Origin of the sequence: Streptomyces sp. NPDC020681 (assembly GCF_044334895.1) — a bacterium.
In the GTDB taxonomy this organism is placed as follows: domain Bacteria; phylum Actinomycetota; class Actinomycetes; order Streptomycetales; family Streptomycetaceae; genus Streptomyces.
This window is the reverse complement of the sequence record NZ_JBIRTX010000005.1, coordinates 177,483-190,776: the sequence shown is the minus strand read 5'-3', so window position 1 is coordinate 190,776 and position 13,294 is coordinate 177,483. Positions and strand designations below refer to the sequence as shown.

Sequence of the window (13,294 nt, the reverse complement as noted above, 5' to 3'; positions counted from 1 at the left end):
TTCAGCGGCCTCTCGGGTCGAGGACGTCGCGCACGGTGTCGCCGAAGGTGATCAGGGCGAACACCGTGAAGGACAGGAAGAGTCCGGGGAAGACCAGCAGGTGCGGATGTGCCTGGAAGTCGTTCTGCGCGCTCGCGAGTTGCAGGCCCCACGAGATCGACGGGGACTGAAGTCCCACGCCCAGGAAGGTCAGTGCCGCCTCGGCGACCACGACTCCGCCCACGGTGATCGTCGCCAGGACCAGGGCCGGCGCGAGGATGTTCGGCAGGACGTGCCGCTGGGCGATGCGCCACTCGCCGGCCCCGAGCGCGCGCGCCATCACCACGTAGTCGGCCTCCCGCACCGAGCGCACGGCCCCGCGGACGACCCGGGTCATCGCCGGCCAGCCGAACAGCGCGAGCACCGCCGCCACCGTCGGCACGTTCCGCTCGGGCAGGGAGTTCAGGACGACTATCGCGCCCAGCAGGAAGGGGAAGCCGAGGAACACGTCGGTGAGCCTGGCGATCACACCGTCGACGACGCGTCCCGACATCCCCGCCAGAATGCCGAGGACCAGGGCGATACCCAGGCAGCAGGCGGTGGTGAGGAGCCCGACGCTGAGGGAGGCGCGGGCGCCGTGGATGACGTTGGCGTACAGGTCGCAGCCCTGGATGTCGAAGCCGAACGGATGCCCCGAGGTGGGGCCCTGCGAGCTGCGCCGAAGGTCGCACACGCGCGGGTCGCCGTTGCCGAACCATCCGGCGAACAGGCCGGGCGCGGCAGCCAGGAGCAGCAGGAGGAGTATGCAGCCGCCGGTGAGGGCGAACGCGGGCCTGCGGAGAAGCAGTTGACGGATTTCGGTGCCCCGCATCCCGGTTCGGGCTTCGGATGCCGCTTCGGTCCGGGACGGCGCGGGGGCCAGTGATTCAGTCATGGCGGATCCTCGGGTCCATCAGTCCGTTCAGGAGGTCGACCAGCACGCTGGAGGCGAGGAAGACCAGGATCAGTGCGGTGGAAACGCCCACCACGGTGGGTCCCTCATGTCCCTTGATCGCTTCGAAGAGCAGCAGTGCCATGCCGGGCAGGTTGAAGATGCCCTCTACGATGACGGTGCCGCCGAGCAGATAGCCGAGGTCGACGGCGAGGTAGGTGACGGCGGGAATCAGGGAGTTGCGCAGGACATGGACGATGACGACGCGGCGCTGGGACAGCCCCTTGGCGGTCGCGGTCCGGACGTAGTCCGCACGCAGGTTCTCGATGACTCCGGCCCGGACCAGCCGGGAGACGGAGGCCAGGCCGAACGCCGCGATAACCATGGCGGGCAGCAGATAGCTCGACGGCCAGCCGAAGGCGTCCCCGGCGACGGGGAAGAGCTTCAGCTTCACACCGAAGACGATCTGCGCCGTGTAGCCGAGTACGAACACGGGGACGGAGACTGCGGCGATGGTGAACGCGAGAACGGCGTGGTCGGTCCAGGTGCCTCGGCGCAGGGCCGCGACGACGCCGAGGCCGATGCCGACGACGATTTCGATCGCCCAGGCGGTCAGCGCCAGGGTCAGGGTGACCGGCCAGCGGTCGGCCATCTGCTCGGCGACCGGCCGTCCCGTCAGGTCGGTGCCCAGATCGCCCTGGACGAGCGAGGCCAGGTAGTGGCCGTACTGGACGAGGAACGGATCGTCGAGGTGGTGCTGCTCGCGCAGCGCGGCGGCCACGCTCGGCGGCAGCGGGCGCTCGCCCGCCAGGGCGACGATCGGATCGCCGGGGAGGGCGTACACCATCGCGTAGACGAGAAGAGTGACGCCGAGGAAGACGAGCAGGACCTCGGAGAGGCGCTGGGTCAGGTAGCGGGTCATTGGGGCTCCTGTCCGCCGGCATTGTCTGCGGCCGGTGCCGGGCTCGTACGGTCCGCGGCCGGCGCCCCTTCGCTCTCGATCGTGGTGGCTGCCGTCGCGAGGATGGCGGCGTACTGGATCCCGGCCAGCGTGCTGATGGGGATGGGGCGACCCGCGGTGGCCTCGGCCTGGGCCTCCCACCGCTCGCGGACGGCCAACAGTTCGCGGTGGCAGCGGCGTACCTCCGGTGCCGCGACGCCCGCGCCGATCTCCGCCTCCAGCGCGCGCAGCAGGATGCCGCCGAACCGGATCCGGAAGCTGTCCACCGAGGCGTCACAGCCGTACCGCTCGGCCACGGTCGCCCGGCGTCCGTCGGTGAGGGTCTCGGCGCGTGCCTCCTCCGCGTCCGCCCCGTTGACGAGCGACGGTATGAAGGCACGCGCGGCGCGCAGGAACGGTGAGGGGATGGTCAGCCGCGGGCCGGCCGTCTCGAGGATGCGGCTGAGCACGTCACCGGTCTCCCGGAGCCTGTGGCCCCTGCGCCGCACCACCTCCGCATAGGTCTCGGAGGTGAGCGCCTCGTCGTCGGCGTCGGGGTGCGTCCAGTGCGGCACTTCGGTGACGAGGTACAGGGTGCCGTGCCGCTCGGCGTAGGCGGCACTGGAGGTGCCGGCGATCTCGGCGGCCGGATCGACACCGAGGCCGTCGAGGTACTCGTAGGCGTCCGCCATGTCGATGCAGCCGTACACGGCCGGCGCGTACCGCGGGATGTGCGGGGCTTCCGGCTCGCCGGTGTCCAGCGGAATGCCGAGCGAGGCGGGAATGGCGTGAAGGGTGCCGTACAGCTCTGGCATCGGGCGGTTGAGGTAGTAGTAGACGCCGCCCAGCTCGCCGTTGTGCAGTGTGGTGAGGAACTGCGGGCGGACGTCGTCGAGCAGCCGCATCAGGGCGAGCGTCTCCGGCATGACCCGGTCGAACCAGACGTCCTTGTAGGCGAACGGGAAGGTCCACTCGACCTGTTGGTCGAAGGCCGGGCGGTAGAAGTGGCGTCCGTAGGCCCGCTTGTCGAAGGGCGTGGCGAACCAGCCCTCGTTGAGACGGGCCCCGTCGGGGTCGATGCAAGGGACGATGTGCCAGACGGCGCCGAACGTCTCGCGCAGGGCGCCGTCCTGGCACAGGGCGGTGGCGAGGTGCAGTGCGGTCACCGCGCCCACCGGTTCGTTCGGGTGGACCCCGCCGACGACCACGAAGTTCCGCCCGTGACCGTCGCGTTCGCCCCTGCCGCCCGCGCCGGGATCGCCGACGCTGAAGCAGTACAGGGGCTCGCCGAGCCGGGAGGTGCCGATCCTGCGCTCCGCCACCAGATCTGGGTGGGTGGCGGCCAGCGTGCGGAAGGCGCCGAGGAGTTCGTCGACTCCCGGGTAGGCGTCCGTGTCCGGGACCTCCGTGGCGCGACTGACCCACGGGGAGCCCGGACGGGCGGTGGCGGTGGGTGCGGTGGTGGACGTGGCCATGGCGAGGCTCTCCTGGGGCAGGGGTGCGGGTGACCGGGATCGGCGGACGGTCAGCGGACGGTGACGCGGTCCAGCTCGACGTTGGACTGGCTGATCTTCACGCCGGACACGCGGTCGCTGGTGGCGTACACGTAGGCGCCGTAGAAGAGCGGGATGACGGGGAAGTCCGCCAGGATTCGCTTCTGGGCGTCGACGTACAGCTCCTGCGACGCGCTCTGGTCCGGTTCGCTGTCCGCCTTCAGCAGCAGTGCGTCGACCTCGGGATGGCTGTAGTAGCTGCAGACGTAGCAGCCGCCCTTCTCGGTGAAGATGGCGCGCAGCGTGTTCTGCATGCTGGGGTACAGAGCGCCCCAGTGGCCGAAGTGCGGTCCTGTGACCTTCTTGCCGTAGAGGGCGTCGGAGTACTCGGCCCAGTCGGCGGTCGGGCGGGGCTTGGCGCCCTCGATGCCCAGGTTCTGCCGAAGCTGGTTGGCGACCGCCTTGTACAGCTCGTCGAGTCCGAGGCCGCCCGGGTACCACAGCTCCATCGGCCCCGACCAGCCGCCCGCCTCGGCCAGCAGCCGTTTGGCGGCTGCGGGGTCGTACACGCAGTCGTCGCAGATCCCGGTGGGCGCGCCGACCTCGGAGGCCGGGGTGAAGGAGGTGGCGGGGGAGTAAAGGCCGCCGTACATGGCCTTGTTGACGGCCGTCCTGTCGATGGCCCGGGACAGCGCCTTGCGCAGCCGGACGTCTTGGTAGCGCTTGTCGTACAGGGGGAGGCCCAGGAACTCCAGTGCGGGAGCGTCGTATGTGTGCAGCCGCTTCCCGAAGTCGGCCTTGGCGTTGCCGAGTTTGCTGGCCGGGACGGCGACGATGTCGGTGTTCCCGGCGAGCGCGTCGGTGTACGCGGTCTGCATGTCCTTGTATGCCTTGAACGTGATCTCGGACGCGGCCGGCTTGGTGCCCTTGTAGCCCTGGTAGGCCGTGACGGTTGCGCCCTTGCCCGTCTCCCAGGCGGAGTTCATCCGGAAGGGGCCGTTGCCGATCGGGTTCTTGTCGTACGCCTTGAGGTCTTTGAAGGCGGCCTTGGGCATGGGGTAGAAGGCGCCCTGGTCGGCGGTCAGCTGGACGGGGAACTGGCTGTCGGGAGTGGAGAGCGTCACCTCCAGGGTGGTGCCGTCGACGACCCGTACACCCGAGAGGGTCTTGGTCTTCGGCTTGCCCTTGGCCGGGTTGAGGGCTTCGTAGCCCGCGATTCCCGCGAGCTGGCCGTTGTTGGCCCAGGCGTTGGGGGCGTACGCCGCGTGATTCCAGGCGTCCGCGTACGACTGGGCGGTCACCGGCTCGCCGTTGTGGAACGTCCAGCCGGCGCGGAGCTTGACGGTCCAGTGCACGGAGTCGGAGGAGGTGACCGACTGGGCCTGGACGTAGGAGAGTTCGCCCTTGTCGTCGATGCGCACCAGGGGCGCGAACATGGCGTGCATCTGGTCCATGGCGACCTGGCTGCGTCCGGGGGTGAGATGGTCGGGTTCGCCGACGGCGAAGGAGAAACCGCCGCCGCCCGACTTCTTGTCCTTGCCGGTGCTGCCGTCCTCGCCGCCGCCCGCGCAGGCGGACAGCGCGAGGACGAGCGAGATCCCTACGGAGACGGTTTTCCAGGTGGATGATCTACGCGTCATGAGTCCCTCACTCGGGCAGAGCGCACGGGTATCCGGCTCGGACGGGGTCTCCACGGAGGCGCATTCTTGCCGGGAGCCGGGGTGCGTGCTGAAATCCTGGAGCGCGGAGAATGCCGTGTCAACGAAAAGATGCAAAACTTTTAGCGTGAGATGAAAGTTTAACTTGGAGGAGATCATGTCGCCCGCAGTGGAGGACCGGCCCGCAGGGGACCACGGAGGCTGGGACCGCAGCGCGTTCGTCGAGGAGATGGGTCTCGCCTGGGAACTGGCGGGCGCTGGGCGGATGGACGGCCGCATCATCGGCTATCTCATGATCATGAACGTTCCGCATGTCTCGTCGGCCGAGTTGGCCAAGGCGCTGCGGGTCAGTGCCGGATCCATCTCACTGGCCACTCGGCGCCTGTCCGAGACCGGTTTCATCAGGCGCTATGCGGTTCCCGGCGAACGCGGCCACTTCTTCGGCGTGGACGAGGACGTCTGGGGCGGATTCCTGGCGGGCGAGCGCCGCTATCTGCGCCGCCAGGAGGACCTGGCCGCACGAGGGCTGGAACTGCTCGGCCCGGACGACGAAGTGCCGCGCAGACGCCTGGAGATCATGCGCGAATACATGCGGTGGCTCATCGCCAGCCACCGCAAGACGCTCCAGGAGTGGAACGAGTACCGGCAGCACGGCGGAGACGGCAGTGCGGCCCCAGGTGAGACGGTGGAGCAAACCCTGTCCGAAGTGCCCGTCTCACGTGGTGGGGACGAGGAGAGCGGCGGCACGGCCACGCTGGACGCCGTACTCGCCGAGCGGCTCCTGCCCGACATCCTGTGGGAGGCCGCGGAACCGCTGCTGCCCACCTCGTCCTCAAGGCCGCAGGGCGGCGGGACCAGAACGCGCGACGAGCGGACCGCACTCACCGCAGTCGTGTACGTCCTGACGTCCGGCTGCGGCTGGCAGCAACTGCCCCCGCAGTTCGGGATCTCACCGGCCACCGCACACCGGCGCTTCGTCGCCTGGGGCCGCGCGGACCTGTGGGAGCGGTGGCGCAAGGCCGTGGAACTCGGCTCCGGTGCCGGCCACCCGGACACGCAGTGGTGCGACAGGGTCGCCGACGCGGCCGCGGGCAGGCAGAGCGGAAGCTGAACCGGCAGGAGATCACCAGCTGCTATCCGGCGTACGGCGAGGCGATGGCGAGCACCGCCGCCACCGCTTCACGTACCGCTCCGGCATGCGGCGGGGTCAGCGGATCGCCGTCGTACGGGTGTGGCCGGACGCCTCTGTCGGCGAGCAGGTAGAGCACCCGCAGCGTCCGCATCGTGTTGGAGGCCTGCGCGGGAACGGGGCCCGGCTGCCCGGCCGCGAACTCCTCGGCGATGGGCTTCAACCAGTCCACTGCCTGCTGTTCGGTCAGCTCCGGCCGGGTCAGCGTCAGAGCGATCGCGAGGCCCAGCCGGTCGTCCTCCATCCCTGATCTTGCGTGGGTATCCCCGGCTTCAGCCGGGGGAGGGAAACGCATCCTGAGACCGGGGGCCGCGGAGCGCCGGAGTTCGCTGCGTTGTCAGTGACGGCCGGTAGGTTGATCACAGCATTGGAAGGGGGTGGGCCGGGTGATTCGTGCGTACAAGTTCCTCATGCGGCCCACCGTGGGCCAGCAGGTCGCGCTGGGTGAGATGCTGCGTGATCACTGCTCGCTGTACAACGGGGCATTGCAGGAGCGCCGCGACGCCTGGCGGCATGTGTCGAAGACGAGCGTCAAGTACGGGCAGCAGTCCGCGCAGCTCAAGGAGATCCGGGCGCTCGACCCGGACCGGCAGGGCCGGTGGTCGTTCTCTTCTCAGCAGGCCACCTTGCGCCGTCTCGACAAGGCATTCGCGGCGTTCTTCCGCCGGATCAAATCCGGGGAGACGCCCGGCTACCCGCGCTTCCGGGGTGTGAACTGGTTCGACACGGTGGACTTCCCGAAGGACGGCGACGGCTGCGGGTGGGATGCCACCCCGCAGGATCCGGTGACCCGCGTCCGCTTCCAGGGTGTCGGGCATGTGAAGGTGAACCGGCACCGGCCGGTGGTGGGCGAGGTCAAGACCGTGTCGGTCAAGCGCGAAGGCCGACACTGGTACGTCGTCCTGACCGTCGAGCGGCCGCAGCCCGAGCCGCTGCCCGCGACCGGCAGTGTGGTCGGCATCGACATGGGCATTTCCAACTTCCTCGCCGACTCGGGCGGCGGATTTGTCGAGAACCCCCGCCACGGCCGACGTGCCGCCGCGAAGCTCGAAGCCGCGCAGCAGGCTCTCAGCCGGTTCCCGCGTGTGCGCCGGGACAAGCGGACCGCCAACCACCGGCGGGCCGTCCAGAGGGTTGCCGACCTGCACCGCAAGGTCCGCCGCCAGCGGCTCGACCACGCGCACAAGACCGCCCTGGGCCTGGTGCGCGAACACGATTTCATCGCGCACGAAGACCTCAAGATCCGCAACATGGTGGGTGCCCCCGCGCCGAAGCCCGATCCCGAGACGCCGGGCAGCTTCCTGCCCAACGGGGCCTCCGCGAAGGCCGGGCTCAACCACTCGATCTCGGATGCCGGATGGGGGGTGTTCCTGACGATCCTGCACGCCAAGGCTGAGAGCGCCGGACGGGAAGTGGTCGCCGTGGACCCCCGCAACACCTCCCGGACCTGCCCCGCATGCGGGCACGTCGCGAAGGAGAACCGGCCCACACAGGAGAAGTTCCACTGCGTCTCGTGCGGCCACACCGCGCACGCGGACACGGTGGGTGCACTCAACGTTCTACGGGCCGGGCTGGTCCGTCGCGACGCCAACCCGGCATAGCGAGAAGCCCCCTCATTTATGAGGGGGAGGAGTCACGGCGTCGAAGAGATGCTCCGTCGGCCCGAGCAGCCGCGCGCGGGCGAGTTCCAGCAGCGGCACGGGGTCGGCCTGCGCGCACCGGCCGAGGGCGCCCAACAGATCGGCACCGTGGGCAATGGCGTGCAGCCAGCCGAGCCTCACGTCGTATCCGCGAAGATCCGTCTCGGCCGGATACCAGCGGGCGCCGCATGCATGTTCATGCTCAGGTTTCTACGCCGACGGGTGGGTACCCGGATGTCCCCGGCATGCGCCGGATGGCGGAGCCCGGCAGCCGGTCGCACGCTGAAACAGCTGAAACAACTGAAGCAGTCGCACGGCGAACAAGGTCCGCGACCTCGGCGGGCCGCGCCCCAGACGAGAGGATGTCCCGATGACCATGAGCAAAGCCAAAGTGCAGCAGATGAAGGGCAAGCTCAAGGAGGCCTTCGGCAAGGCGACGGGCGACAGGTCCATGCAGCGAGAGGGCCGCGGCGATGTGCTGCGCGGCAAGGCACACGCGGTGGCGGACAAGGCCGCTGACCGGTTCCGGAGGAGGCCGGGGCACTAGCGGCACAACGGAATGGTTGTCCGAGGCATCGAGGTCCCATGACGATTCAGCACCCCGCCGACCGCGGCGGCGCCGAACGCGGGCGGTTCGAGCGCCTGGCCGAGAGCGCGTCGCGGCTCACCAGCTCACCGGCCTTCTTCTGCTTCTGCCTGCTGCTGGTCGCCGGTGTCATTGCCGTGCACGTCGCGGGGCTGGAACTGAAGTGGCAAGTTCTCGCCGGGGAATGCATGACGGCCGTGACGCTGATCCTTCTCGCCCTGCTGAAGAACTCGGAGCAACGGGCTGAGCGCGCGATCCAGCGCAAGCTCGATGCCATTGCCGCCGCTCTCATCGAGGCACAGGAGGCCGGACCCGGCACGGCCCGCGACGACCTCAAGGCCGCGATCCGGATGGAGGAGGACACCTGAGGACACCTGAGTGCACCGCGGGTGACGCGCAGGAGCTCACCGTGACGGCATCGCGCAACTGCTTGGGATGCGAGACCGGTGCCGCGCTGGTTCGCTGAGAGTGCCCTCTATTTCGACGTCCGAGGAGTGACCATGGGCGTGGCGGACGAGTCCGGCAGCAGCGTCCGGCGGCTGCGGCGAGAGGCAGACGAGCTGCAGCAGAAGGCGGAACAGGTGAACGACCCGGAGGAGCGGAAGCGGCTCCAGGACAAGGCCCGCAGGCTGCGGGACCGGAGCGAACAGGAAAGTGCCATGCGTGCCGGGGACATCTACCCCCAGGAGTGATTGCGTGAGGCCGACTGCCCTCGGCCGGCGGGACTCATGTCGCCTGGTGGCCGGACGAGTCGAGGAGCGTCAACTCCTCGTCCGTCAGCCGCAATGCGCCTGCCGCCAGGTTGTCGACCAAGTGATCCGGGTTGACGGTGCCCGGAATGGCCAGCACATGCTCGCCCTGCGGGAGCGTCCATGCGAGCCGGATCTGCGCGGGTGACGCGCCGTGGGAGCGTGCGACGGCGAGTACCCGCTCGTTCGGAGCGCGCCGAAGTGCTCGGCGACGGAATCCTGTCCGAGAGCCGCGTTCCTGGAGGCTGCCCGGCTCGACAGGACCGAGGTCGCGGCCCTGTGATCGACCGCCCGGCCCGGGCAATCTGCTCCGGTCACGGCACTATGAAGTGATACGCCCTCTCGCTACCCTCCGCGCATGATTTCCACGGTTGTATGGGGTACCGGCAATGTGGGCCGCGCGGCCATCCGTGCCGTCGACGCCCACCCGGCGCTGAAACTCACCGCCGTGCTCGTCCACAATCCTGACAAGGTCGGCCGCGACGCGGGCCAACTCTGCGGACTCACCCACGAGTTGGGGATCACCGCGACCGACGACATCGACGCGGTGCTCGCCGCCGGTCCCACCGCCGTGGTGTACGCGGCGTCCGGCGACATCCGCCCCGACGAAGCACTCGCCGACATCACCAGGGCGATCAGCGCCGGCGCGGTGGTCGTCACCCCGGCCCTGTACCCCCTCTACGACCAGCGCAACGCCCCGCCGGAGTTCCGGGATCCCGTCCTTGCCGCCGTCGCGGACGGCGGCGGCTCCCTGTTCGTCTCCGGTGTCGACCCCGGCTGGGGCAACGACGTGCTGCCACTGCTGATCAGCGGCCTCGGCACCACCATCGATGCGATCCGCTGCCAGGAGATCTTCGACTACTCCACCTACGACCAGGAGGATTCGGTCCGGTACCTGGTCGGCATGGGCCAGCCGATGGACTACCAGCCGCTCATGCTCGTCGAAACGGTCCCGACCATGGTGTGGGGTGGGCAGATACGGCTGATGGCCAGAGCGCTGGGCGTCCAACTCGACGAGATACGCGAGACCTCGGACCGGCGCCCGCTCGACGCCACGGTGAGCACCAGGACGATGGGGGAGTTCGCGGCCGGCACTCAGGGCGCCGTGCGGTTCGAGGTCCAGGGCATCGTCCAGGGCGAACCCCGCATCGTCATCGAACACGTCACCCGCATCCACCCGTCCTGCGCACCGGACTGGCCGGCACCTCCCGGCGGCGGCGACGGGGCACACCGGGTGGTCATCGAGGGCCGCCCGCGCATCGAAGTCACGGTCGAGGCCACCGACGAGGGCGAGAACCGGTCCGCCGGCGGGAACGCCACCGCGGTGGGCCGCCTGGTCGGCGCCATCGACTGGCTGGTGGGCGCGGAACCCGGGCTCTACGACGCGCTCGACATCCCGCTGCGCCCCGCAGTCGGCAAACTCGGAAGGAAGCAGTCATGATCATCGACATTCCCGAGGGCCAGGAGCCGATCGGGTACGTGTGGGGCGACATGGTCCCCGGCATCGGAATGGCAGCCGCGAACTTCTCGCTGTCGGTGTACGCCCATACGACCTTGGGGCTGCGCGAGTTCGAGGCAGCGCGGCTGCGGATCGCGCAGATCAACGGCTGCCTGTTCTGCCTCGACTGGCGGACCGACCGGGACGGCGAGAAGGTCGAGGACGACTTCCCCGACGCAGTCACCCAGTGGCGCACCACCGACGCCTTCGACGACCGCACCCGCCTTGCCGCCGAGTACGCCGAGCGGTACGCGCTGGATCACCACAACCTCGACGACGAGTTCTGGACCCGGATGACCGCGCACTACAGCCAGGTCGAGATCGTCGAGCTGAGCATGAGCATCGGCTCCTGGCTGGCGTTCGGCCGGCTCAACCATGTGCTGGGCCTCGACGCGGTGTGCGTACTGCCCACGAGCTGAGCCGCCTCGGCGTTTGCGGCGAGCCGTGAACCGGAGCAGCGTGGACATGGATGCCGGCGCGCCGCCGTGGCATCGGGCGTACCGGCCCTCAGAGGCCGCCGGAGCGAGGAGGAGAGACCGATGACCACACCGAATGAGGGCGCGGAAGCCGTGCCGGCCGTACGCCGTCGGTCCGAATCGTTCGACAGCGTGGTGTGGGAACCGAGCGAACGCTGGGTGCGTGCGACGAAGGGCGATGTCACGGTCGTGGACAGCCGCCGGCCGGTCCTTGTGTGGGAGCCCGCCCGTCCCGTACCCCTGTACGCCTTCCCGGCCGGAGACATCCGGATGGATCTGCTGCGAAGGACCGAGCGGCCCGCCAACCCGCGGCGGCACGCGGGAGCGACGGTCTTCTACGACCTTGTGCTCGCCGACCTGAAAATCGCGGCAGCGGCCTGGACCTATCCCGGCGAGGAGCTGGCCGGTCACGTCAGCTTCGAATGGTTCGGGCGCGAGGTCCTCGACCACTGGTACGAAGAGGAAGAGGAGATCTTCGTGCACCCGCGTGACCCGCACAAGCGGGTGGACGCGCTGCCCAGCACCCGGCACGTACAGGTCGAGATCGAAGGCACCGTCGTCGCTGACACGCGTGCGCCAATTCTGCTGTTCGAGACGCATCTGCCGGTCCGCTACTACTTCCCGCGGGAGGACGTCCGCCTCGAACTTTTCACCAGGACCGATGCGCGAACCCGTTGCCCGTACAAGGGTGTGGCGACCGAGTACTGGTCGTGGGCGGGCGGTGGCGATGTGCGACCCGACATTGCCTGGAGCTATCCCGATCCGCTGCCCGGCGTGCGGATCATCAAGGACCTGGTGGCCTTCTATGACGAGTCCGTCGACATCGTCGTCGAGGGAGAGCGGCAGGAGCGTCCGGTCACCTTCTTCAGCAAGCCGTCGCGATAGAGGTCCTGCCGGCGGCGTTGGACGATCAAGGCCGGCTCAGCATGCCGGGTAACCCGGTTGCTGTGCCCGAGGGCTGCTGACAGGGTCTTGGAACATGCCTACCTTCTCCGCTCATGACGGAACCGAGCTTGCGTACCACGTGTTCGGGGAGGGCCCTCCGGTCGTCTGCCTGCCCGGGCCGATGCAGGCCTCCGTGTACCTCGGCGAGCTCGGCGGCCTTTCCGCGCACCGACAGCTGATCATGCTGGATCTTCGGGGCACCGGTCGGTCGGCGGTACCGCAGGACGCCGGTTCGTACCGCTGCGACAGACTCGTCGACGACGTCGAGGCGCTGCGCGAGCACCTTGGCCTCGAGAGGATGGACCTGCTCTCGCATTCCGGAGGAGCGAATCTGGCGGCGCTGTATGTGCGCCGCCATCCGGAACGCGTCAGCAAGCTCGCGCTGATCACGCCGAGTACCAGGGCTGTAGGGATCGCGATCACCTCGGACATGCGGCTCGAGACCGCACAGCTCTGCAAGGACGAGCCATGGTTCGCCCCAGCGTTCGCGGCCTTGGAGGCGATCGTCGCGGGCAAGGCAACGGACGACTCCTGGCGGGCCATCGCGCCGTTCGGCTACGGCCGCTGGGACGAGACGGCTCGGGCCCACAAGGCCGCTGAGAACGAGCAGTCGAACCAGGAGGCGGCGATTGCCTTCGGCGCCGACGGAGCCTTCGACCCGGACGCCACCCGTGCTGCGCTGGCACGGTTCGGGTCGCCGGTGCTCGTGCTCGCCGGAGAGGTCGATCTGAACTCTCCGCCTGCCGCGGTGGAGGAGTTCGGTGGGCTGTTTCCGAACGCCGAGCTCGTCGTCCTGCCCGGAGCCGGACACTACCCGTGGCTTGACGACGCCGACCGGTTCGTGACGACCACCGCGGCGTTCCTGGGATGGGCGACATATCCGGGCGCCATTTTCAACACCCGCCCCGTCAGCCCGGACGGCGGCCGTACCAACGGCGCCGACGCGCAGGACCCCACGATCAGCGTCCAGGATTACACGGGACATACGGGCCAGGTCTGCGCCGAGGGCTGGGACTGGGTCGGCGACCGTTACGTGCCGGTCGGCCATCCCTGCCAAACTGTTTCGTAGCCGTCCGCGGCAGCGGACGACCGGCCTTCTGAATGCCGTTCAACTGGTATCTCTGCAACGGTCCGTCGGGCCGTGACCAGGAGTACCCTGGAGTTACCGAGAACACTTCGTACACCAGCTTCGCGCTCGTGTCGTTCTCGG

The 13,294-nt window shown here is 69.1% G+C and carries 13 protein-coding genes and 3 pseudogenes; 9 read left to right on the top strand and 7 right to left on the bottom strand.

Annotation, left to right across the window (positions count from 1 at the left end; all coding sequences use genetic code 11):
• Position 1 precedes the first annotated feature (1 nt).
• Genes ACH4YL_RS13920 through ACH4YL_RS13905 form a run of 4 tightly spaced genes read right to left on the bottom strand, consistent with a single transcriptional unit; the run spans position 2 to position 4,983 of the window.
• The gene (locus ACH4YL_RS13920) at positions 2-913 is read right to left on the bottom strand and encodes an ABC transporter permease (protein ID WP_398507525.1); all 912 of its coding nucleotides are present in this window, start codon (positions 911-913) and stop codon (positions 2-4) included.
• Positions 906-1,832, bottom strand: coding sequence for an ABC transporter permease (locus ACH4YL_RS13915; RefSeq protein ID WP_398507524.1), 927 nt, complete (start codon positions 1,830-1,832; stop codon positions 906-908). The genes ACH4YL_RS13920 and ACH4YL_RS13915 overlap by 8 nt, the downstream gene beginning before the upstream one ends.
• Entirely contained in the window at positions 1,829-3,325 is a 1,497-nt protein-coding gene (locus ACH4YL_RS13910) for a M14 family zinc carboxypeptidase (RefSeq protein ID WP_398507523.1), read from the bottom strand. Before ACH4YL_RS13910 ends, ACH4YL_RS13915 begins: the two co-directional genes overlap by 4 nt.
• A 50-nt stretch (positions 3,326-3,375) precedes the next feature.
• Positions 3,376-4,983, bottom strand: coding sequence for an ABC transporter substrate-binding protein (locus ACH4YL_RS13905; RefSeq protein WP_398507522.1), 1,608 nt, complete (start codon positions 4,981-4,983; stop codon positions 3,376-3,378).
• A gap of 175 nt (positions 4,984-5,158) precedes the next feature.
• Between ACH4YL_RS13905 and ACH4YL_RS13900 the strand changes: the two genes are divergently transcribed.
• Positions 5,159-6,112 carry a transposase gene (locus tag ACH4YL_RS13900; protein WP_398507521.1) on the top strand — a complete coding sequence of 318 codons (954 nt, stop codon included), beginning with the start codon at positions 5,159-5,161 and terminating at the stop codon, positions 6,110-6,112.
• A 22-nt stretch (positions 6,113-6,134) separates the two neighbouring features.
• Here the strand turns inward: ACH4YL_RS13900 and ACH4YL_RS13895 are convergent, their stop codons facing one another.
• The gene (locus ACH4YL_RS13895) at positions 6,135-6,434 is read right to left on the bottom strand and encodes a hypothetical protein (protein ID WP_398507520.1); all 300 of its coding nucleotides are present in this window, start codon (positions 6,432-6,434) and stop codon (positions 6,135-6,137) included.
• 142 nt (positions 6,435-6,576) lie between these two features.
• Between ACH4YL_RS13895 and ACH4YL_RS13890 the strand changes: the two genes are divergently transcribed.
• Positions 6,577-7,791: an RNA-guided endonuclease InsQ/TnpB family protein gene (locus ACH4YL_RS13890; RefSeq protein ID WP_398507519.1), complete on the top strand. Its 1,215-nt coding sequence runs from the start codon at positions 6,577-6,579 to the stop codon at positions 7,789-7,791.
• 12 nt (positions 7,792-7,803) lie between these two features.
• Here ACH4YL_RS13890 and ACH4YL_RS13885 read toward each other — a convergent pair.
• Positions 7,804-8,001: pseudogene (locus tag ACH4YL_RS13885) on the bottom strand (DUF2785 domain-containing protein); the annotation flags it as partial.
• A gap of 199 nt (positions 8,002-8,200) precedes the next feature.
• Here ACH4YL_RS13885 and ACH4YL_RS13880 point away from each other — a divergent pair.
• The 3 genes from ACH4YL_RS13880 (at position 8,201) to ACH4YL_RS13870 (ending at position 9,108) form a co-directional block, all read left to right on the top strand.
• Positions 8,201-8,377 carry a CsbD family protein gene (locus ACH4YL_RS13880; protein ID WP_398507518.1) on the top strand — a complete coding sequence of 59 codons (177 nt, stop codon included), beginning with the start codon at positions 8,201-8,203 and terminating at the stop codon, positions 8,375-8,377.
• Positions 8,378-8,415: 38 nt separating this feature from the next.
• Positions 8,416-8,784: a low affinity iron permease family protein gene (locus ACH4YL_RS13875; RefSeq protein ID WP_398507517.1), complete on the top strand. Its 369-nt coding sequence runs from the start codon at positions 8,416-8,418 to the stop codon at positions 8,782-8,784.
• A 132-nt stretch (positions 8,785-8,916) separates the two neighbouring features.
• Entirely contained in the window at positions 8,917-9,108 is a 192-nt protein-coding gene (locus tag ACH4YL_RS13870) for a DUF6381 family protein (RefSeq protein WP_398507516.1), read from the top strand.
• A gap of 34 nt (positions 9,109-9,142) precedes the next feature.
• On the opposite strand, the pseudogene ACH4YL_RS13865 reads toward ACH4YL_RS13870, so the two are convergent.
• Positions 9,143-9,361, bottom strand: a pseudogene (locus ACH4YL_RS13865) (aldo/keto reductase); the annotation flags it as partial.
• Positions 9,362-9,523: 162 nt separating this feature from the next.
• On the opposite strand from ACH4YL_RS13865, the gene ACH4YL_RS13860 reads away from it, so the two are divergent.
• The 4 genes and pseudogenes from ACH4YL_RS13860 to ACH4YL_RS13845 form a co-directional block, all read left to right on the top strand.
• Positions 9,524-10,606, top strand: a complete 1,083-nt coding sequence (locus tag ACH4YL_RS13860; protein ID WP_398507515.1) for a dihydrodipicolinate reductase — start codon at positions 9,524-9,526, stop codon at positions 10,604-10,606.
• On the top strand, positions 10,603-11,082 hold the full coding sequence (locus ACH4YL_RS13855) for a carboxymuconolactone decarboxylase family protein (RefSeq protein ID WP_398507514.1): 480 nt from the start codon (positions 10,603-10,605) through the stop codon (positions 11,080-11,082). The genes ACH4YL_RS13860 and ACH4YL_RS13855 overlap by 4 nt, the downstream gene beginning before the upstream one ends.
• Positions 11,083-11,202: 120 nt before the next feature.
• A complete protein-coding gene (locus ACH4YL_RS13850) occupies positions 11,203-12,024 on the top strand; it encodes a DUF427 domain-containing protein (RefSeq protein WP_398507513.1) in 822 nt (273 codons plus the stop codon).
• Between the two features lie 94 nt (positions 12,025-12,118).
• Positions 12,119-12,952 (top strand): annotated as a pseudogene (locus ACH4YL_RS13845) (alpha/beta fold hydrolase); the annotation flags it as partial.
• Positions 12,953-13,294 lie beyond the last annotated feature (342 nt).